Source organism: Brevibacterium moorei, assembly GCF_024580735.1.
Taxonomy (GTDB): Bacteria; Actinomycetota; Actinomycetes; order Actinomycetales; family Brevibacteriaceae; genus Brevibacterium; species Brevibacterium moorei.
The window spans coordinates 16652-35175 of the sequence record NZ_JANIJX010000006.1; the positions used below are offsets into that span (position 1 = coordinate 16652).

19 protein-coding genes are annotated in these 18524 nt (G+C 66.1%); 9 read left to right on the plus strand and 10 right to left on the minus strand.

Annotated features, from left to right (window positions below; all coding sequences use genetic code 11):
• Position 1: 1 nt before the first annotated feature.
• Positions 2-685: a uracil-DNA glycosylase gene (locus NQ034_RS05760; protein WP_257047586.1), complete on the minus strand. Its 684-nt coding sequence runs from the start codon at positions 683-685 to the stop codon at positions 2-4.
• A gap of 193 nt (positions 686-878) precedes the next feature.
• On the opposite strand from NQ034_RS05760, the gene NQ034_RS05765 reads away from it, so the two are divergent.
• The 8 genes from NQ034_RS05765 to NQ034_RS05800 all read left to right on the plus strand — a co-directional run bounded on the left by NQ034_RS05765 (position 879) and on the right by NQ034_RS05800 (position 9389).
• The gene (locus NQ034_RS05765) at positions 879-2354 is read left to right on the plus strand and encodes an aldehyde dehydrogenase family protein (protein ID WP_257047587.1); all 1476 of its coding nucleotides are present in this window, start codon (positions 879-881) and stop codon (positions 2352-2354) included.
• 343 nt (positions 2355-2697) lie between these two features.
• A complete protein-coding gene (locus NQ034_RS05770; RefSeq protein WP_257047588.1) occupies positions 2698-4614 on the plus strand; it encodes an HNH endonuclease signature motif containing protein in 1917 nt (638 codons plus the stop codon).
• A 270-nt stretch (positions 4615-4884) separates the two neighbouring features.
• The gene (locus tag NQ034_RS05775) at positions 4885-5184 is read left to right on the plus strand and encodes a DUF3263 domain-containing protein (protein ID WP_257047772.1); all 300 of its coding nucleotides are present in this window, start codon (positions 4885-4887) and stop codon (positions 5182-5184) included.
• Positions 5185-5188: 4 nt separating this feature from the next.
• On the plus strand, positions 5189-5812 hold the full coding sequence (locus tag NQ034_RS05780; RefSeq protein WP_257047590.1) for a LytR C-terminal domain-containing protein: 624 nt from the start codon (positions 5189-5191) through the stop codon (positions 5810-5812).
• A gap of 165 nt (positions 5813-5977) precedes the next feature.
• Positions 5978-6181 (plus strand): cold-shock protein, encoded by a 204-nt coding sequence (locus NQ034_RS05785; protein ID WP_257047591.1) that lies wholly within the window; start codon positions 5978-5980, stop codon positions 6179-6181.
• 300 nt (positions 6182-6481) lie between these two features.
• Positions 6482-8107 carry a chaperonin GroEL gene (gene groL / locus NQ034_RS05790; RefSeq protein ID WP_257047592.1) on the plus strand — a complete coding sequence of 542 codons (1626 nt, stop codon included), beginning with the start codon at positions 6482-6484 and terminating at the stop codon, positions 8105-8107.
• Between the two features lie 174 nt (positions 8108-8281).
• Positions 8282-9100, plus strand: a complete 819-nt coding sequence (locus NQ034_RS05795; RefSeq protein ID WP_257047594.1) for a hypothetical protein — start codon at positions 8282-8284, stop codon at positions 9098-9100.
• 76 nt (positions 9101-9176) lie between these two features.
• Positions 9177-9389, plus strand: coding sequence for an RNA-binding S4 domain-containing protein (locus tag NQ034_RS05800; protein ID WP_257047595.1), 213 nt, complete (start codon positions 9177-9179; stop codon positions 9387-9389).
• Between the two features lie 59 nt (positions 9390-9448).
• Here the strand turns inward: NQ034_RS05800 and pspAB are convergent, their stop codons facing one another.
• The 9 genes from pspAB to NQ034_RS05845 all read right to left on the minus strand — a co-directional run bounded on the left by pspAB (position 9449) and on the right by NQ034_RS05845 (position 17290).
• On the minus strand, positions 9449-10030 hold the full coding sequence (gene pspAB / locus NQ034_RS05805; protein WP_257047597.1) for a PspA-associated protein PspAB: 582 nt from the start codon (positions 10028-10030) through the stop codon (positions 9449-9451).
• 59 nt (positions 10031-10089) lie between these two features.
• Positions 10090-11001 carry a zinc metalloprotease HtpX gene (htpX, locus tag NQ034_RS05810; RefSeq protein ID WP_257047598.1) on the minus strand — a complete coding sequence of 304 codons (912 nt, stop codon included), beginning with the start codon at positions 10999-11001 and terminating at the stop codon, positions 10090-10092.
• Between the two features lie 86 nt (positions 11002-11087).
• Positions 11088-11372 (minus strand): PspA-associated protein PspAA, encoded by a 285-nt coding sequence (pspAA, locus tag NQ034_RS05815; RefSeq protein WP_257047599.1) that lies wholly within the window; start codon positions 11370-11372, stop codon positions 11088-11090.
• Entirely contained in the window at positions 11369-12145 is a 777-nt protein-coding gene (locus tag NQ034_RS05820; RefSeq protein ID WP_257047600.1) for a PspA/IM30 family protein, read from the minus strand. Before NQ034_RS05820 ends, pspAA begins: the two co-directional genes overlap by 4 nt.
• Positions 12146-12255: 110 nt before the next feature.
• Positions 12256-12546 carry a WXG100 family type VII secretion target gene (locus tag NQ034_RS05825; RefSeq protein WP_257047601.1) on the minus strand — a complete coding sequence of 97 codons (291 nt, stop codon included), beginning with the start codon at positions 12544-12546 and terminating at the stop codon, positions 12256-12258.
• A gap of 226 nt (positions 12547-12772) precedes the next feature.
• Positions 12773-14029 carry a S1C family serine protease gene (locus NQ034_RS05830; protein ID WP_257047602.1) on the minus strand — a complete coding sequence of 419 codons (1257 nt, stop codon included), beginning with the start codon at positions 14027-14029 and terminating at the stop codon, positions 12773-12775.
• A complete protein-coding gene (locus tag NQ034_RS05835; protein ID WP_257047773.1) occupies positions 14026-15708 on the minus strand; it encodes a sensor histidine kinase in 1683 nt (560 codons plus the stop codon). Before NQ034_RS05835 ends, NQ034_RS05830 begins: the two co-directional genes overlap by 4 nt.
• A gap of 105 nt (positions 15709-15813) precedes the next feature.
• The gene (locus NQ034_RS05840; RefSeq protein WP_257047603.1) at positions 15814-16569 is read right to left on the minus strand and encodes a response regulator transcription factor; all 756 of its coding nucleotides are present in this window, start codon (positions 16567-16569) and stop codon (positions 15814-15816) included.
• A gap of 118 nt (positions 16570-16687) precedes the next feature.
• A complete protein-coding gene (locus tag NQ034_RS05845) occupies positions 16688-17290 on the minus strand; it encodes a hypothetical protein (protein WP_257047604.1) in 603 nt (200 codons plus the stop codon).
• 211 nt (positions 17291-17501) lie between these two features.
• Here NQ034_RS05845 and NQ034_RS05850 point away from each other — a divergent pair, with 211 nt between their 5' ends.
• Complete coding sequence (locus NQ034_RS05850) at positions 17502-18488, plus strand: EamA family transporter (protein WP_257047605.1); 987 nt, start codon at positions 17502-17504, stop codon at positions 18486-18488.
• Positions 18489-18524 lie beyond the last annotated feature (36 nt).

The window sequence follows — 18524 nt, forward strand, 5'->3', positions numbered from 1 at the left end:
CTCAGCCCCTGTCCACCCGCCAGTCGATCGGCGCGCTGCCCTGCTGCTCCAGCAGTCCGTTCGCCCGGCTGAAGGGCCGAGAGCCGAAGAATCCGCGGGAGGCCGACAGCGGCGAGGGATGGGGCGAGGTGATGGTCGGGACGCCCGGTAGCTGCGGGGCCAGGGACTGTGCATCGCGTCCCCACAGGATCGCCACGAGTGGGCCCCCGCGCTCCACCAGCGCGGCGATCGCCGCATCGGTGATCGCCTCCCAGCCACGGCCCCGATGAGACGCGGGCTTACCGGGGCGCACGGTCAGGCACCTGTTGAGCAGCATGACGCCCTGCTCGCTCCAGGCGGACAGATCGCCGTGTGCGGCCGGGGCGATGCCCAGATCGTCGTTCAGCTCCCGGTAGATGTTGTTCAGCGACCGGGGGATCGGCCTGACGTGTGGATCGACCGCGAAGGACAGGCCTATCGGATGGCCCGGGGTCGGATAGGGGTCCTGCCCGACGATGAGCACGCGGACGTCCGCCAGGGGAGCGCGGAAGGCGCGGAACACGTTCGCTCCCGCCGGCAGATAGCCCCGGCCGGCGGCGTTCTCGGCGCGCAGGAAGTCGCCCATCGCATGGATCTGCTCGGCGACCGGGGCCAGTGCACGGGCCCAATCGGGGGCCATGATGTTGTCCAAGGGGGCATCGTCCATACGCCCAGCCTACTGGCCGTGTGCACAGGCCGTGTGCGCCGGTGCCGTGTCGTGGACGGGCCCGCGGCGTGGCGCGGGCCACTGTGATCCGGCTAGTCTGAGAGGTGGGTCCCATCCCCGGCCCCGCCGGGTCCGGACGGGCCCGCTCACAGAACATCCGGGCGCACGGGCGCCCGCTGAGAGGAGACGAGTCATGGCCGACTTCCCGGTCAAGCAGGACTGGCAGATGTACATCGGCGGCGAATGGGTCGACGCGGTCGACGGCACCCGGGCCGATGTCATCACCCCGATCGATCGCACCGTCGTCATCGCGACGGTCCCCGAAGGCAAGGATGCCGACGCGGACCGGGCGGTCAAAGCGGCCAGGGCGGCGTTCCCCGCCTGGTCCGCCCTGCATTTCAAGGAACGCCAGAAGCTGTTGGTGCGCGCCGCCGACGCGCTCGAGGCGCACGCCGAGGAGCTGGCACAGCTGACCTCGGTCGACACCGGCAACGCACTGCGCACCCAGGCGCGCCCGGAGACCACCATCCTGGTCGACCTGTTCCGCTATATGGGAGGTGTCGCGGGCGAGGTCAAGGGCGATGTGCTGCCCACGGCGCCGGACCAGCTGCACTTCACTCGCCGGGTGCCCCTGGGCGTCGTCGCGGGCATCCTGCCGTGGAATTCGCCGCTGATGATCGCGGCCTTCAAGACCCCGGCCGCCCTGGCAGCGGGCAATACGCTCGTCCTCAAATGCGCCGAGGACGCACCTCTGACGATCCTCAAGATGGCCAGGATCATCGGCGATATCTTCCCCGCCGGCGTGCTCAACGTCGTCACGGGCAAGGGCTCCGTGATCGGCGAGGCCCTGACCACCCACCCGGATGTCGACAAGGTCTCGTTCACGGGTTCGACCCGTGTGGGCAAGCACGTGGCGGAAGTCGCCGGCGCCCGGCTGGCGCACTCCTCGATGGAGCTCGGCGGCAAGAGCCCGAATATCGTGTTCCCCGATTCGAACGACGACTACACGCTGTCCCAGGTGCTGTTGTCCACCCGCTTCGCCCGCCAGGGACAGTCCTGCACCATGGGCTCGCGGCTGTTCCTGCACGAGGACATCTACGATGACTTCCTGGCAAAGCTGGTCGCCGAGGTCGCGCAGATGAAGGTCGGCGATCCGCGGGAGGAGTCCACGGACATCGGCTGCGTGATCAACCAGAAGCAGTTCGACCAGATCACGAACTACATCGAGATCGGCAAGTCGATGCCCGGCGTCGACATCGCCTATGATGGCGAGGCCGACATGGAGGTCGGCGAACCCGGCTTCTACCATGCGCCGGTCATCTTCTCCAAGGCCAAGAACGACTGGCAGACCAGCCGTGAGGAGATCTTCGGCCCGGTCCTGTCGGTCATCCCCTTCTCCACGGAGGAGGAGGTCGTGGCGATGGCCAACGACTCCGATTACGGCTTGGCGGCCTATGTGTTCACCCACGATGTGGACCGCGCCCTGCGTGTGGCGGATGCGATCGAGTCCGGCTGGGTGCAGGTCAACCAGGGTGGCCCGCAGATCGTCGGTCAGTCCTACGGCGGGATGAAGACCTCGGGCTTCGGCCGCGAGGCATCCCTGGAGGGCATGTTGGAGGGCTTCACACAGATCAAGCAGATCAACGTCCACATCGCACCCCGGGACTGAGCGTAGGGAGTTCGAGCCCCGTCGTTACTGGCAACAGCTGGTAGCGGCGGGGCTCTTTCGTTCCTGATGCCACCCAGCGCATCTGCTACCACTGCTGCCACCGAAACAGAGAAACTCTATTCGGCAAACATCGGAAACCAGTTTCGAATAAACCCTTCCCTTCATGAGTGGCCTGCGCTACACTTGAGGTAGGTCAGGAAACCCGAATCGGACAGCAAAGTCCCGTCAGGTTTTACGGCTCGTCTTCCCCGACACAGTCACAACACGCGTGTGCTGAATACTCAGTGCGGCTTCTGACAGCAGCGTCCGGACCCGGGTCCGGTACAGGAGGAGGGGAGAGATCATGACCATTGATTCCACCCTCCCACGTGCTGGTTCCCCCGATGATGACAAGAACCCTGGGGTCTTCGCCCGCCCGGCGGACCCCTTGCTGACCCCCGACGATTGGGAGCGTTTGCAGGAGATCGCTCCGGAACTCGTTCACGCCAGTGAGTCACTCGCTGGTCTGGGTGCCGGTGTGGGTACGGATCCCAGTCTTGACGCTTCCGACCTGCTCCTGGTGCTCAAGGGAATCGAACACCTGTCCCGCGTGACCGCCTCGACCGAGGCTGTTGTTCTGGCGCGGGCCGAATACGAGGTGCCCACTGTTGATTATGGTGCGAAGACTCTTCCGGCCCTGGTGACTCGCCTGTTGAGGATTGATGGGGCGGCCGCGAGGCGGCGGGTGCGGTTCGCACACGCGATCGGTGCCGGCCGGTCTTTAACGGGTGCGCGTCTGGAACCCGCCTACCCGCATGTTGCCCTCGCCCTGGCGGACGGGGGTGTGTCGGTGGATCAGGCGCAGGCGGTGATCCGGGAGATCGAGAAGATCCCCCACCAGGTCCGGCATGTTCATCACGCCACGGCCGAGAGGCTACTCGTGGACACGGTGCCGAGTGTTGATGTGGACCAGGTTCGTGTGTTGGGTTCTCGGATTCGAGCCTACCTGGATCCCGATGGACGCTTCGCCGAGGTTCCACCGTTGGTTGATGAGTATCACGTGACGGTGACGCCGCGGAGGAATGGTGCGTGGAATCTCACGGGTCTACTGGATCCGGTGACGGGTGGGAAGTTGCATGGGCTCTTGACGAATCGGCAGGAGCCCGGAGTGCTGGTGGAGGACGCGACGGGAGCGGGTGCGGTTACTGAGGTCGGTGGCCTGGATGCGGTTCCTGCCGACACGGTCTGGGGAGAGGGCGCGGGTGTGCCCGGTGGCGGAGCTGAACCCGGGGCTGGGCTCGATGAACCCGGCTGCGATCTGCCACCCGGTGACCTGCCGGCTAGCGCGGTGACGGTTGATGGGCAGCCCACGACGAAAGCGGATCATCCGTTTGGGTATCGGGAGCGGCCCGATGGGGCACGTCGTCATGACATGTTCGCGACCTTGATTGACCGGGCTGCGGGTTCGGGTCCGCAGGGTGCGGGGATGGCCCTGGTGGTCACGGCGACTGCTGAAGAGTATGCGCAGGACAAGGCGGAGGTCGAGTCCACGGCAGGCCCGATCGGGTTGCAGGATCTGGAATCCCTGTCTCCGGGTGCCCTCGTGTACTTCCAAGCCACACAGCCAGGTACCCGGGAAGTCACCGTGCACAGTGCTAGTCGGTTTGCTACGCGGCGGCAGGTTGAGTTGATCGCCGCTCGTGATCGGGGGTGCACGTTCCCGGGGTGTGATATGCCGGTGGGGTGGTGTGATGCCCACCATATGATCCCCTGGTCCTCTGGTGGACCCACGACGGTGGCGAATCTGACCTTGGCGTGCCGGTTCCATCACACGTGGCATGACCAGCATGGGTGGCGGGCCGAACTGATTGGTGGTTTGCCTGCCTGGATTCCTCCCCGGCATGTGGATCTGGAGCAGCGGCCGGTGTTTCATTCCCGGTTCGCGGCTGCTCTGGTGGATGTGAGTGCTGCGTGGAACGCTGCGGGTTTGCCGCCGGTGTGGGTGCCGGAGGATTTCTCCCCACCTGACTGGGACACAGAATCGGACCTGAGCGACCCACCCGATCCACCAGGCCCGCCAGACTCGTCTAAGACTTCGGGTTCACCGGGTTCATCCACGACATCGGGGACCGGCACTCTGCCTGCCACAGGTGCTCTGGGTGCCTGCACATCCGGCACCGGTCCTCCGGGTCCCGGCACGCCGTGGGGCACTCATGGGTCCTACACCGGGGATGCGGGCATCGCCCCCGATGCCGATGACACGGATCTCCCACCCTTCTGAACCGGGTAAGCAGGCTGTCTCAAACGGGCAGCTCGCAGAAATCAACCTGGAATAGACGGCACAGGGGCTGCCCGTCAGCTCCGTGGTCTCTTTATTTCATGACTAGTGATTTCACGACTAGTGCAGGTTACCCCGGCTTCTTCTCCAACCTTTCCCCGGCTGTGGGTACTTTCCCTGATCATTGGCTGATGGACATTCCCAGAACCGTGTGGTTGAGGGGCGGGCAGCCTCGGGCCGGTTAAACTATCGGGGACGAAGGAGGAAGGTGTGATGGTCGAAGCCGAGAACACTCAAGCTGAGAACACCGGCGGCGCGGCCGCGTGCAGTGGGCTGACGGACTTCGAAGCCGCGGTGCTCGAGTTCGAAGCGCAGTGGCCCGTGTACTCCGGAGCTAAGGACAGGGCCATCCGGGAAAGTTTCGACCTGGGTGCGGCCGACTACTTCCAAGCCCTGGGCGCACTGCTCGACGACCCCCGCGCCTACATCGCAGATCCCATTCTGATCAAACGGCTGCGCCGGATCCGTGACACCCGACAGCACGGCCGTGCCGCCCACCGAATCGCAAAGTAGGAACATGACGCATCAGTATCCCGAGGACGAGTTCGACAACCTGCAACCGGTGTCGAAGAAGGGTGCGCACCGCCGCCCCGCAGGCCCCCTGAGCCAGGGCGCGGCGATCACCCTGGTGACCGTCCTGGCCATCGTCGCCCTCCTGCTGGTCGGCGGGACGATCAACATCATCAAGCGCTCCGCCGGTGATCCGGAGACGGTCGCGGAACAGGGCGCCGCCGCCGATGCGACCCAGGGCGATGACGGCAAGGACGGCGACGGTAAGGACGAGAAGTCACAGGGGGGATCGGCATCGAGCGCGCCGACCTCCGGTGAGTCGTCCGAACCCACGGCGACCGGGGACTCGGACGTCGACAAGTCGGATATCGAGGTCGGGGTGTTCAACGCCTCGGGCAAGACCGGGGCTGCCGCCAAGCTCAAGTCGACCCTGGAGAACCGGGGCTGGACGGTCACCTCGACGGGCAACCAGTCCTCGGCGTCGAAGAGCACAACCGTGTACTACAAGGAGTCCTCGAACGAGGAGGCCGCGCAGACCCTGGCCGAGGAGATCGGCGCCACGGAGACCAAACAGTCGACCCGTTTCAGCACTGATCTGGCAGTTCTTCTCTGTACCGATCTGGCTGAGTGACAGGGCGGCTCCCACACGATTTCGCAACAATCCGGCAGTCTCATTGCAGCTTTGTCATAAAAGCCGCCACCGACGGGTAATGGCCCTACGGGTGAACTATGGTGGACACCGTCGTGCGGCCGATCCTGACCGTGCGGCTTGTATCAGAGCAATAATGGAGTCATCATGACGCAAGGCACAGTCAAGTGGTTCAACGCCGAAAAGGGCTACGGTTTCATCACCGTCAACGGCGCTGACGACGACGTTTTCGTCCACCACACCCAGATCCAGATGGACGGATACCGGTCGCTTGCCGAGGGCCAGGCCGTTGAGTTCGAGATCGGTGAGGGCAGCAAGGGTCCGCAGGCGGAGAACGTCACGCCGCTGTGATCGACGGTCGATCACCGGACTTTCGGTCCCGCTGAACCGTGTGGGGCGGAACATCCTGGGGTTGTTCCGCCCCACTGGTCATTCACGCTTTCATCCCGCGGCGAAATCGAGCGCGTTCCGCGGCCAGGATTTTGCACTCTCCCGGTGAGAGTGCTAAATCTATAGGTGGTGAAAGCCATCATCGTGGGTAGTGGCTGCGGGTGTCTGTGGAAGGGAAACAGGCATTCAGTAGTCGGCCGTCGCGGGCGCTGGCGATGAGGGTTCAACAATCCACCCCGTACAGGGAGGACGCTAGCCACCATGGCAAAGCTCATTGCATTCGACGAAGAAGCGCGTCGTGGCCTCGAAACCGGTCTGAACACCTTGGCTGACGCAGTCAAGGTCACGCTCGGACCGCGCGGCCGCAACGTCGTGCTGGAAAAGAAGTGGGGCGCACCGACCATCACCAACGATGGTGTGTCCATCGCCAAGGAGATCGAGCTCGAGGATCCGTACGAGAAGATCGGCGCGGAACTCGTCAAGGAAGTCGCCAAGAAGACCGACGACGTCGCAGGTGACGGCACCACGACCGCCACCGTCCTGGCCCAGGCGCTGGTCCGCGAGGGCCTGCGCAACGTCGCAGCCGGAGCCGATCCGGTCGGCCTGCGCCGGGGCATCGAGAAGGCTGTCGCGGCCGTGACCGCGACCCTGCTCGACTCCGCCAAGGAAATCGAGACCAAGGAACAGATCGCAGCCACCGCGGGCATCTCCGCCGGCGATCCGGCGATCGGTGAGCTGATCGCCGAGGCGATCGACAAGGTCGGCAAGGAAGGCGTCGTCACCGTCGAGGAGTCGAACACCTTCGGCCTGGAGCTGGAGCTCACCGAGGGCATGCGCTTCGACAAGGGCTACATCTCCGGTTACTTCGTCACCGATACGGAACGCCAGGAGACCGTTCTGGAGGATCCCTACATCCTGATCGCCAACTCGAAGATCAGCAATGTGAAGGACCTGCTGCCCGTCCTGGAGAAGGTCCAGCAGTCGGGCAAGCCGCTGCTGATCATCGCCGAAGACGTCGAGGGCGAAGCCCTGGCGGTTCTGGTGGTCAACAAGATCCGTGGCACCTTCAAGTCCGTCGCCGTCAAGGCACCGGGCTTCGGTGACCGCCGCAAGGCGCAGCTGGCCGATATCGCCATCCTCACCGGTGGCCAGGTCATCGCCGAAGAGGTGGGCCTGAAGCTCGAGAACGCCACCGTGGATCTGCTGGGCACCGCCCGCAAGGTCGTCATCACGAAGGACGAGACGACGATCGTCGAAGGTGCCGGCGACTCCGAGGAGATCGCGGGCCGCGTGGCCCAGATCCGTGCGGAGATCGAGAACACCGACTCCGACTACGACCGTGAGAAGCTCCAGGAGCGCCTGGCCAAGCTGGCCGGCGGCGTGGCCGTCATCAAGGCCGGTGCCGCCACCGAGGTCGAGCTCAACGAGCGCAAGCACCGCATCGAGGACGCGGTGCGCAATGCGAAGGCGGCTGTGGAAGAGGGCATCGTCGCCGGCGGCGGCGTTGCCCTGATCCAGGCGGGCGCCTCGGCGTTCGACACGCTCGAACTGACCGGCGACGAGGCCACCGGTGCTGCGATCGTCAAGGTCGCCATTGAGGCCCCGCTCAAGCAGATCGCGACGAATGCGGGCCTGGAGCCCGGCGTCGTGGCCGAAAAGGTCCGCACGCTGCCCATCGGACACGGCCTCAACGCCGCGACCGGCGAGTACGTCGATCTGCTGGGAGCCGGCATCAACGACCCGGTCAAGGTCACCCGTTCCGCGCTGGAGAACGCGGCATCGATCGCAGGCCTGTTCCTGACGACCGAGGCCGTCGTGGCCGATAAGCCGGAACCCGCGGCCCCCGCCGCGGATCCGACCGGCGGCATGGGCGGCATGGACTTCTGAGTCCGGTTCACCCAGTACCGACAACCGGCGGCGCACCCCGATCATAGGGTGCGCCGCCGGTTGTCTTCCAGGGCTCTACCCGGTCCGGGGACAGCAGGGTTTCAGTGCGCGCACAGACTCCCACTCCATAATTGAAGGCGTCGGATCAATCAGCTTGTATCGGGAGTAGTATCCATGGGGTTTGTCTTTCTCCTCATCCTCGCCATCATCGGCGTGGGGTTCTTCTGGTCGTCGCACAAGGAGAAACAGCGCCGGGTGGCCCAGCAGGCCGAAGAACTCGACATGGTCAGGCGGACCGCTGAAGAGGATGTCACCCAGTTCGGCGAACTGGTCGCAGATCTTGACATCGTCACCGCGGGCGTCCAGCTGGACGAAGGTGGCAGGCAGGACTACAAGCGGGCTCTGGAAGCCTATGACACCGCCAAGAACACACTGGAGGCGGTACAACGGCCCGAGGACATCGCGCATGTGACGCAGGCGCTGGAGGACGGCCGCTACGCCGCCAGCTGCGTGCGCGCCAGGGTCGAGGGCAAGCCACTGCCGGTGCGTCGCCCACCCTGTTTCTTCAACCCCCAGCACGGCCCCAGCGTCGAAGACGTCGACTGGGCTCCGGCGGGTGGGCGGTTGCGTCCCGTGCCGGTATGCGCGGCCGATGCCGAACGCCTGGCAGTGGGCGCCGAACCCGCCGTGCGCAAGGTACCGGGGGCGGATGGCTATTCCCGGCGCGCCTACTGGGAGGCGGGCCCCGCCTACGCCCAGTACAACCGCGGCTACTTCAACGGCTATGCCGGTTCGGGCATGCTGCCAGGGGTGCTGATGGGCGCGATGCTCATGGGCGGTATGGGACACGCCTTCGGCCCGATGGGCTGGGACCAGCAGGAGATGATGGCCGACGGTGACTTCGGTCAGGACATCACCGGTGGAGCCGATATGGGCGGAGACCTCGGCGGTGGGGACTTCGGTGGGGATATGGACTTCGGAGACTTGTTCTAGCCCCTCTGCCCGGTCTGGGATCTTCGCCTCGGCCCCTTTGACTTGTTGTGCCGGCGGCGGACTAGACTGGAGGACCATGGAAACCGTAGAGATCCGCGATGACAGTATCCGCCTGGGCCAGCTCCTGAAACTCTCCGGCATTGTCGAGGACGGGGCCATGGCCAAACAGCTCATCGCCGATGGGCAGGTCAGCGTAGATGGTCGCACGGAGACCCGCCGGGGTGCGACGATTCACCCGGGCGCCACTGTGGAACTCATGGGGGAGTCCTTCACCGTGGCCCGCGCCTGACACCGGCCCGGGCGCCGCAGAGGACGCACCGGGCCCCGGTGTGACGGAGATCGGGAACCTTATAGTGAGTCGGTCAGTCCCGGAGCGTCCCACACCGGTGACCACTTGGACAGATCGTCCTCGAATCGCAGATCGGCGCCGATGGCCGAACGGATGTTGAACTCCACTGCCGTATCGCGCCGGTTCGGTCCCACCTGGACGAAGGGGTAGAAGGTACCGCGCTTGTACAGGTAGACCAGTGCGGCATTGACCCCGGCAGAAGACCGGAAGTACAGGGTGGAGCACAGCAGCATGGGTCCGAATCCCTGGGCCTCGAGGCTGGAATTGACCGCGTGCATATTGGTCACCAGTCCTGGTACGTCGATCTCCGAGGAGGACACGACCTGCCACGTGAAACCGTAACCGTCGTTGACCTGGTGGACGGCCGCGGTCGGGTCGGATTCGATCAGTGCCCGACTCTCCGCTTCGACCTGGGCGAAGGCGCCTCCCTCCACTTGGCGGAACGCCACCCCGGCGAAGCCGGTCGGGGAGAAGTCGGTGGCGGCCTGCAGGGTCAGCGCCGCCGGTGGCAGAGCGAAGAGGTCGTCGAGGTTCGACTGCTTGGGCTTGGATCGGCCCAGCAGTGCGTCGAAGAATCCCATGGGGAGGTCTCTCTTTTCCTACGTCTCGTGTGGTCGGTGTCGGTGCGCGGGCGGTCGGCTCAGCCGCGCTGCGAGAGCTGGCCGGCGATCCGCTGCAGCTGATCGAGCCGCTGCTGCAGGGTGGGGTGGGTGGAGAACAGCTGCTTGACCGAGGAACCGTTGATGGCCGGTGCGAAGGCCAGGTGGTTGGCCGCGGAGACATCACGTAGATCCTGCTGGGGCACCCGCCCCATTTCCCCGGTGATCTTGACCAGGGCCGAGGCCAGGGTGGACGGCTGCCCGGTCAACAGGGCACCGGCCCGATCGGCTGCGAGCTCGCGGTAGCGTGAGAGCACGCGGATGAGGAAGAAGGACAGCGCGTAGACGACCGCTCCGACCACGGTCATCGCCAACATGACGATGGCGGCGTTGTTGTTGCGATCGCCGCCGCGCGATGGTGAGAACATCCAGGCGCGCATCATCAGTCCCGCGACCACGCCGGTGACTCCGGCGACGGTCATCACCGTGACATCGCGGTGGGCCACATGGGACAGTTCGTGGGACAGCACGGCCTCGACCTCGGCCGGTTCCAGGGTCTCCAGCAGCCCACGGGTCACACAGACGACCGAGTGGTTGGGGCTGCGGCCCGTGGCGAAGGCGTTGGCGACGGGCGAGTCGGAGTACGCCACCCGGGGTTTGGGCATATCGGCCAGTTGGCACAGGCGGTCGACCATGAGATGGAGTTCAGGTGCCTGCTGCTGGCTGACCTCGTGGGCGCCCATGGAGCGCATCGCGATGGAGTCGGAGAGATACCACTGGAAGAAGAAGGCGCCGCCGCTGATGAGCACGGCGATGATCACCCCACCGGTGCTGCGGCCCAGGATCGCCCAGATCGCCAGGATGAGGATGACGTAGATGAGTCCGTTGAGGAACAGGCTCAGCCCCATGCGGAAGCTCAGTCCGCGGTCCTTGACGAAACGATTGGCGGCCATGGTGGTTGCTCCCTGTGCTGCGAGGTGGTGCGAAATGGGGTGCCGACGGCCCGGCGGGACGAACCCGCTGGGCGGCCGGCCCCGACTCAGACGATGTTGGGGATGAAGCCCTCACCCGTGAGGAGCTCGCGGATCTGCTCCAGGGTGGCGTCCGGGAACGGGATGACGATGTCGGAGGGCGCCAGGTAGTCATCGGGGACCGGCTTGGCGTGCTCCAGAATGAAGGTGCGCAGGGCGTGCAGGGTGTCCGTCACGGCCTGTTCGTCTCCGGAGTCGACTGCGGCCTCGACCCGGTCATCATAGTTCTGCAGGGCGGCCTGTTCGACTTCCGCAACGTCGAACTGTCCTTCGCCCATGATGCGCACGATCATTTCGCATCCCCCTGCGCCGGTGCATCCTGTGCGGCCTCGTCGGTCAGCTGTCCCTGGCCGGTAGAGCCCCCGCCGGGCAGGGATTCGCGCATCCGGGCGAGTTCGGTCTCCACATCCGAGGCCGAGGACATGGCCTCGAGCTGGGATTCGATGTCATCGCGCGGCGCGCCGCCGACCGAATCGTCGAGCACGCCGGAGGCGATGAGTTCGTCCACGGCGCCGGCCCGGGCCTGCAGCTGCTGTGTCTTGTCCTCGGCGCGCTGGATCGCCATGCCCACATCGCCGAATTCCTCGGAGATACCGGAGAAGGCCTCCCCGATCTGCGTCTGTGCCTGGGCCGCGGTGTAGTTGGCCTTGATGGTTTCCTTCTTCGTCCGGAAGGAATCGACCTTGGCCTGCAGGCGCTGGGAGGCCAGCGACAGCTTCTGCTCTTCGCCCACCAGCTGTTCGTGCTGGGCCCCCAGATCCGCGATCTGAGAATCCAGTCCCGACTTGCGGGTCAGGGCTTCGCGGGCCAGATCCTCGCGGCCCATCTCGAGTGCCTTCTGCGCCTGCCCCTGGAGCTTGGACTGCTGTGCCTGCAACTGGTTGATCTGCAGTTCCAGGCGCTTACGGCTGGTGGCCACATCGGCTACGCCACGGCGTACCTTCTGCAGCAGTTCGAGCTGCTTCTTATACGAGTAGTCAAGGGTTTCATTGGGGTTCTCGGCCTTGTCGAGGACCTTGTCTGCCTTGGCCCCGAAGATCGTGCCGATCCGCTTGAAAATGCCCATGGGTGCGAGTCTCCTTTGGCGGGTGGACCGGCCGGGACGCGGAATTCCCGCACCCCGGCCGGAGTGCTTTGCTCAAGCCTACTGGCCCACCCTGGAAATTTCCCGCAGGATCAGCCGGTGAACATCCGGGCGGTGGCCAGTTCGACCTCGGCGTATTGTCGCCCGGCCTGTTGCAGTGCCGCCTGAATGCGCTCGAGCGAACCGTGCACCTGTTTCTGCACCCCCTCCCACTCGTGTGCCAATTGTTGGAAATTCGCCGCCGCGCTGCCCTGCCAACAGTCGCCCAGGGCATTCAACTGCCGCATCAGCGCATCCACCTGGCCGCCGAGGTTACCTGCCGTTGTGGCAGCGATCCCGGCCGCCGCGAGTACTCTGTCCGAATCGACCTGGAATGTCGACATGATCCGCTCCTTCCCCTTTGAGTCGTCCCGTGAAACGGGGCGGGCGGGTATCCCCACCGATTCCATCCTGTGGGCCGGCCGACGGGCGGACAAGACACAGCGGCCCGCCTGTGGACAAGATCTGCCTGTCCACAGGCGGGCCGCTGCACGGTTGTGCCGGCATCCACAGTCTGCGGCTCGGCGGTCGGGGCGGCTGCGGGCCGGCTGTGATCCGTGGCCGGTGTGCCTACTGCATCGCCAGCTTCACGGACACCTGCCGGGTGGAGTCGCCGCGGATCACCGTCAGCTCCATCGGCCGGTCGGTGCCGTGCGCGCGCACCAGGGCCTGCAGGGAGACGTTCGAGTTCACCGGGGTGCCGTCGGCCGCGATGATCGAGTCGCCCTTGCGCAGCCCGGCCTTGGCCGCGGGAGAGCCCCCCTGGACCGATTCGACATTGGCGGCACCTCTGCCGATCCCGCCCTGTTTGACCGTTCCGTTGACGATGGTCACGCCCAGGAAGGGATGTTTGGCAGAACCCGTGGAGATGAGCTGATCGGCGATACTGGTCGCCTGGTTGATCGGCACGGCGAAGCCGATGCCGATCGAACCGCTCTGTCCGGACGATCCCGCCCCGGCGTTCAGCGAGGCCGCCGCGGAATTCACCCCCACCACTCTGCCCGCTCCGTCGACCAGGGGCCCGCCGGAGTTGCCCGGGTTGATTGCGGCATCGGTCTGGATGGCGTTGGAGATGGTGGTCTCCGAATCCTGCGACCGGGACTGCGGGTCGTCGTTCTGGCTCGTGGCCACCGGGCGGTTGAGCGCTGAGACGATGCCGGTGGTCACGGTGTCGGCCAGACCCAGCGGGTTGCCCAGCGCCATCACCGGTTGGCCGACCTTGAGGGAACCGGAATCCCCGACATTCAAGGGCGCGATGTCTTTGGGCTTGTCGGCGATGGCGAGCACGGCGATATCGGTCAATGGATCGCGGCCCACGATCTTGGCTCCGACCGTGTCCCCATTGGTGAAGACGACCTGGACTTCGCCACCGGGGCCGGCCGCGTCTGCGACGACGTGGTTGTTGGTGATGACGTGGCCGCCGTCCTTGTAGACGAAGCCGGAGCCCAGCCCGGAGAGCTGGCCGTTCTTGCCGACCTGGATGGCGACGACGGATTTGGAGGCGTCCTGGGAGATCTTCGTCCAGTTGGGTGTCTCCACGGTTGCCGACTGGCTCTCGGCCGTGTTGTCGGTGGTGAGCTTGTCGATGCCCACTGCACCGGCTCCGCCGACCACGGCGCCCAACACCGCTGCGGCCGCGGCGATTCCCAGGACCGCGCCCCAGCCCGGCCCACGGCGCGGCTTGCGCGGGGACGTCGGCGGCATGCTCGGCGGCGACGAGGGGGGCGGTGGCACCTGTGCGGGCGGCTGCCCGCCGTAGGGCTGGGAGCCGTAGGCGTATCCGCCCTGCCAGTCCTGGCCGTCGCCTCCGAAGTATTGCTGGCTCATGCCTCGTCCTTTCTCATGGTGTCGTGTCCGCCGCCCACCGGCAGGTCGACGCGGAAGGTGGCGCCGCCGCCCGGGGTGTCGAGCACCGAGATCCGGCCCCGGTGGTTCTCCACGATCGCCTTGACGATCGACAGGCCCAATCCCGACCCTCCGGTGTCACGGGTGCGTGAGGCGTCCACCCGGTAGAAGCGCTCGAAGATCTTCTTGGCGTCCTCCCGGCTGATTCCCTCGCCATGGTCGCGGATCTCCAGCCGGGCCCAGCCGGCTGGGATCTGTGCGGCCTGGGCGGCTCCTCCGGCCGGTCGCTGATCGCCGGTGCCCTGCTTGCCCGTATTCTGCCGAGAGCCCCACTTGCCCAAAATGGCGGTGTTCTTCGAGCCCTGCTTGGGGGCCTTCGGCTTGGCGGTGGGCCGGGGCGGAGCCTGGACGGCGGGCGCGCCGGCCCCGCCCTGGGGTCCGGCGGACCCTGGGCGCGGCCCGGATCCACCCGCCGGCCCCCGGTCCGTGGGATCGAGGGTGCCGATGGCGAATTCGATGGCGGTTCCGCCGGGGGTGTGCCGGACGGCGTTGGCGGCCAGATTGACGATGACCTGCCGCAGTTTGGCCTCATCGCCGAGCACCGGCGGGATCGGCTGGGCATCACCGCCGTCGAGGCCGATGAAGCTGATATCGCGGTCCGGCGCCTGGGCCACGGCGTCCGCTGCGGCGTCCTGCATGATCCGACCCACGTCGACGGGGCCGGTCTCCTGCGGCCGGTGTTCGTCCAGCCTGGCCAGTGCGACCAGGTCCTCGACCAGTACGCCCATCCGCTTGGCCTCGGATTCGATGCGCTCCATGGCCATTCCGACCTGTTCGTCCGTGCGCAGTGCACCCTGTCGGTACAGTTCGGCATAGCCGCGGATGGTCACCAGCGGGGTTCGCAGTTCGTGTGAGGCGTCGGAGACGAACTGGCGCATCTTCTTCTCGGACTGGGTTCTGCCGTCGAATGAGGTCTCGATCTGGCCCAGCATCGTGTTCAGCGATTTGGACAGTCGGCCCAGCTCCGTACCGGGTGGATACTCCGTGACGCGCTGGGTGAGGTCTCCTGCGGCGATCCGACCGGCGGTGGTCTCGATGTCCTTGAGTGGCCTGAACGTGTTGGTGATGGCGAAGTACCCCACCCCGGCCACGATCGCCATGGCCAACAGGCCTATGCCCAGACTGGAGTTGCGTGCATAGGTGGTGATCTGGTCGACGTCACGGTCGAAGGGGATCGCCACCGCCACGTTGAAATCGGTTTTGTTCACCCCCAGGGCCACAACGCGCCACTGCCCCCTGCTGCCGTTGACGGTGAAGGGACGCCCGCCCTGCGACTCGACGGTCTTGTCGTCGACGGCCGGCAGGCTGGGCACATTGTCGCTGTCCGGGCCGACCGGTTTGAATGCCCGCTGCCCCCGTGCATCGTAGAACTGCACATAGTAGTTCGCCGGCAGCAGCTTGCGCAGCGAGTCGGCCGTGACCCCGTTCTGCGAATCCGCGGCGGCCAACGGGGGATTGGCGAAGACCTCGTTGGCCGCCTGCTGGGCCAGAGCCTGGGCGGCTGACTGCAGGCGGTCGTCCGTGCGACTGATGAGGCTGCCGCGCAGGTTCTCCAGAACCCATGCGCTGGTGCCAGTGAGCACCAACAGCAGCAGCGCCATCATGATCGTCAGGAGCTTGGCCGTGAGCGACCAGTCCTCCCACACGACGGATCTGCGGCCGCGTGTCTGTCTGACCGGAGAAGAGATGATGGGCCCCGCTCTTCGTTACTTGTCGGTGGTGCGCAGCATGTAACCCACGCCGCGTTTGGTCTGGATCATCGGCGTCCACGTCAGGTCGAGCGGATTGCCCGCCTCATCGGTGGCCGGTGCGGTGTCGACCTTGCGGCGCAGATAGGAGATGTACGATTCGACGATGCCGGTGTCACCGCCGAAGTCGTATTCCCATACGTGGTCGAGGATCTGCGACTTCGACAGCACCCGGTTGGCGTTGAGCATGAGGTAGCGCAGGAGCTTGAATTCGGTGGGGGAGAGGTCGATGAGGATCCCCGCCCGGCGGACCTCGTGCGTGTCGTCGTCGAGTTCCAGTTCGCCCACCGTGATGACGGCCGACTCCTCTTCCTCGATCGAATGGGTTCGGCGCAGCACCGCGCGGATGCGGGCGACGACTTCCTCGAGGCTGAAGGGCTTGGTGACGTAGTCGTCGCCGCCGACGGTCAGGCCGGTGATCTTATCGGAGGTGTCGTCACGGGCGGTCAGGAAGACCACGGGGATGTGGCGGCCGGCCTGGCGCAGGCGGCGGGTGACGGTGAAGCCGTCCATATCGGGCAGCATCACGTCGAGGACCAACAGGTCCGGTTCGGTGGTTTCGGCCAGCCGCAGGGCCTCGGCGCCGTTGGCGGCGGATTCGACTTCGAATCCTGCGAAGCGCAGGCTGGTGGACAGGAGTTCGCGGATATTGGGTTCGTCGTCGACGACCAGCAGGGTCGCCTCGGGTACCTGGGGGTCTGTTGAGGTGCTCATGCCTCCATGGTGCTCCCTTAGTCTGGAAGTCCCCTGAATGTGATTGTGATCTAAATCATATTATCCGGGCGGTGTTTCCGCGGCGAGCGCCGGTCCCGCCGCGGTCACCGGCCGTGGCCTACTTCCAGGCCCAGGTGTTCAGAATCGACTCGGACAGTTCCGCGCGTTGCTCGGCGGAGAAGCCGGTGGGGGTGGAGATCGTGAGGATATGGGCCTTGTCGCCGTGGACCAGGTAGAACTGATCGGCGGCGTACTCGATTCCGGAGACATCCATATTCGCGGAGATGTGGGCGACCTGCTCACCTGCCACGGTGGCGCGCTCGCCGACCTTGACGTCCTTGCCGCCGCCGGCCTGCAGCTGGCCGGGGGCCTGGGACTCGACGTCGTCGGCGGTCAGCTTGGACATTCCGCCGGTGGAGTTGATGTTGAGGTTCGACGCGAAGCCGTCGGTCTTCTTCGAGTCGGCGAAGGCGATATCCGCATTCGCGTTCTTGGCCTTCTTCCAGCCCTTGGGCACGTTGAAGCTGTATTCGGAGCCCTGGTACTTCTCGCCCTCGGCCGTGGCGCCGCCCTGGTCGCCGGCCTGCTGCGAGGCCGCGCCCGCGGGAGCCTGCGAGGCCGCCTGCTCGGCGGGCTTGTCGTCGGTGCCCCCGCATGCGCTGAGCAGGAGGGTGGCCGAGGCCAGCAGTGCCGATACCGTTGTCAGTTTCGAATGTCTCATGACAATCGACGGTAGCAACGGGCGGCGTACGGCGGCAATGCGGGAACCGCGTGATATACGGGCGCGCCGGAGGCGAGAGGTTACTCACACCGCGGGGGATTCCCCGCCCCGGGGATTGCCCGTGCCACGGCGGCGGGACTTCAATGGAGGTGACCCCTCCGGCGCCGGTACGACACCGCGTCCATCCTCCTCGTGAAAAGGCCCGCACTCCATGAAACACGGCTTCGCCACTGGCGTGGTCCTGACCCTGTTGTCGAACCTGTGCTTCGCCTTGGCCGGGCCGATCGCCAAGGCCATGTACGCCACGGGATGGACGCCCGGCCCCGTGGTGTTCCTGCGGTTGGCAGGCTGTGCCGCGGTGCTGGCGGTCCCCACCCTGGTGGCCATGCACTCCCGCTGGCACCTGCTGGGCCGTTACTGGAAGGACGTCGTGTCCTACGGGGTCATCTCGATGGCCGGGGTTCAACTGCTGTTCTTCCTGGCCGTCGAACGCATGCAGGTGTCCATCGCACTGCTGTTGGAGATGACGGCGCCCCTGCTCATCGTGTTCTGGCTGTGGATTCGCACAGGGGTGCGGCCGGCGGTGCCGACCCTGGTCGGCATGGTCTGTGCGGTGGCCGGCCTGCTGGTGGTGCTCGACCCGCGCGGCGCCGATCTGAACCTGGTCGGTGTGCTGTTCGCCCTTGGCGCGGCCTGCTGCCTGGCCAGCTTCTTCATGGTCTCGGCCAAATCCGATAATCCGATCCCGCCGATTCCGCTGCTGGGCCTGGGCATGTTCACCGGTGCTCTGCTGGTCCTGGTGGTGTGCCTGAGCAGGGTGATCGACGTGGACTACACGACGGCGCCCGTGCACGCGGCGGGTTATGCAGTTCCCTGGTGGCTGGCGATGGCGGCGATCGTCGGGCTGACGGTGGGTGCCTACGCCTTCGGCGTGTGGGGCCTGCGCTACGTCGGCGCGAGCCTGGGCGCCTTCATCAACCTCCTCGAGGTCCCGATCTCCGTGCTGGCCTCCTGGTGGCTGCTGCGTGAACTGCCGCACGCCATCCAGGGCCTCGGGGGAGTGCTGATCCTGGCCGGGGTCGTGTTCATCAAGGTCGGCGAGAACCGGCAGGCCCGCCGGGCGCGCATCGTCGACCTCGGCGATGTCGAGGCGCCGGCCGCGGTCCGTGCCCCCGCCGAGCACCCTGCCCACCGCTGAGCAGACCCGCGGACCGGCCACAGCGGCCGGGCCCGC

What these genes read in the sequence shown, in the direction of transcription:
- NQ034_RS05850 (WP_257047605.1), top strand. Translation starts at nt 17,502, where the DNA reads ATGAAACACGGCTTCGCCACTGGCGTGGTCCTGACCCTGTTGTCGAAC.
- NQ034_RS05830 (WP_257047602.1), bottom strand. Translation starts at nt 14,029, where the DNA reads ATGAGCCAGCAATACTTCGGAGGCGACGGCCAGGACTGGCAGGGCGGA.
- htpX (WP_257047598.1), bottom strand. Translation starts at nt 11,001, where the DNA reads ATGGCCGCCAATCGTTTCGTCAAGGACCGCGGACTGAGCTTCCGCATG.
- NQ034_RS05835 (WP_257047773.1), bottom strand. Translation starts at nt 15,708, where the DNA reads ATGGCGCTGCTGCTGTTGGTGCTCACTGGCACCAGCGCATGGGTTCTG.
- NQ034_RS05820 (WP_257047600.1), bottom strand. Translation starts at nt 12,145, where the DNA reads ATGGGCATTTTCAAGCGGATCGGCACGATCTTCGGGGCCAAGGCAGAC.
- NQ034_RS05780 (WP_257047590.1), top strand. Translation starts at nt 5,189, where the DNA reads ATGACGCATCAGTATCCCGAGGACGAGTTCGACAACCTGCAACCGGTG.
- NQ034_RS05765 (WP_257047587.1), top strand. Translation starts at nt 879, where the DNA reads ATGGCCGACTTCCCGGTCAAGCAGGACTGGCAGATGTACATCGGCGGC.
- NQ034_RS05840 (WP_257047603.1), bottom strand. Translation starts at nt 16,569, where the DNA reads ATGAGCACCTCAACAGACCCCCAGGTACCCGAGGCGACCCTGCTGGTC.
- NQ034_RS05800 (WP_257047595.1), top strand. Translation starts at nt 9,177, where the DNA reads ATGGAAACCGTAGAGATCCGCGATGACAGTATCCGCCTGGGCCAGCTC.
- NQ034_RS05825 (WP_257047601.1), bottom strand. Translation starts at nt 12,546, where the DNA reads ATGTCGACATTCCAGGTCGATTCGGACAGAGTACTCGCGGCGGCCGGG.
- NQ034_RS05760 (WP_257047586.1), bottom strand. Translation starts at nt 685, where the DNA reads ATGGACGATGCCCCCTTGGACAACATCATGGCCCCCGATTGGGCCCGT.
- NQ034_RS05775 (WP_257047772.1), top strand. Translation starts at nt 4,885, where the DNA reads ATGGTCGAAGCCGAGAACACTCAAGCTGAGAACACCGGCGGCGCGGCC.
- NQ034_RS05845 (WP_257047604.1), bottom strand. Translation starts at nt 17,290, where the DNA reads ATGAGACATTCGAAACTGACAACGGTATCGGCACTGCTGGCCTCGGCC.
- NQ034_RS05770 (WP_257047588.1), top strand. Translation starts at nt 2,698, where the DNA reads ATGACCATTGATTCCACCCTCCCACGTGCTGGTTCCCCCGATGATGAC.
- pspAA (WP_257047599.1), bottom strand. Translation starts at nt 11,372, where the DNA reads ATGATCGTGCGCATCATGGGCGAAGGACAGTTCGACGTTGCGGAAGTC.
- NQ034_RS05795 (WP_257047594.1), top strand. Translation starts at nt 8,282, where the DNA reads ATGGGGTTTGTCTTTCTCCTCATCCTCGCCATCATCGGCGTGGGGTTC.
- pspAB (WP_257047597.1), bottom strand. Translation starts at nt 10,030, where the DNA reads ATGGGATTCTTCGACGCACTGCTGGGCCGATCCAAGCCCAAGCAGTCG.
- groL (WP_257047592.1), top strand. Translation starts at nt 6,482, where the DNA reads ATGGCAAAGCTCATTGCATTCGACGAAGAAGCGCGTCGTGGCCTCGAA.
- NQ034_RS05785 (WP_257047591.1), top strand. Translation starts at nt 5,978, where the DNA reads ATGACGCAAGGCACAGTCAAGTGGTTCAACGCCGAAAAGGGCTACGGT.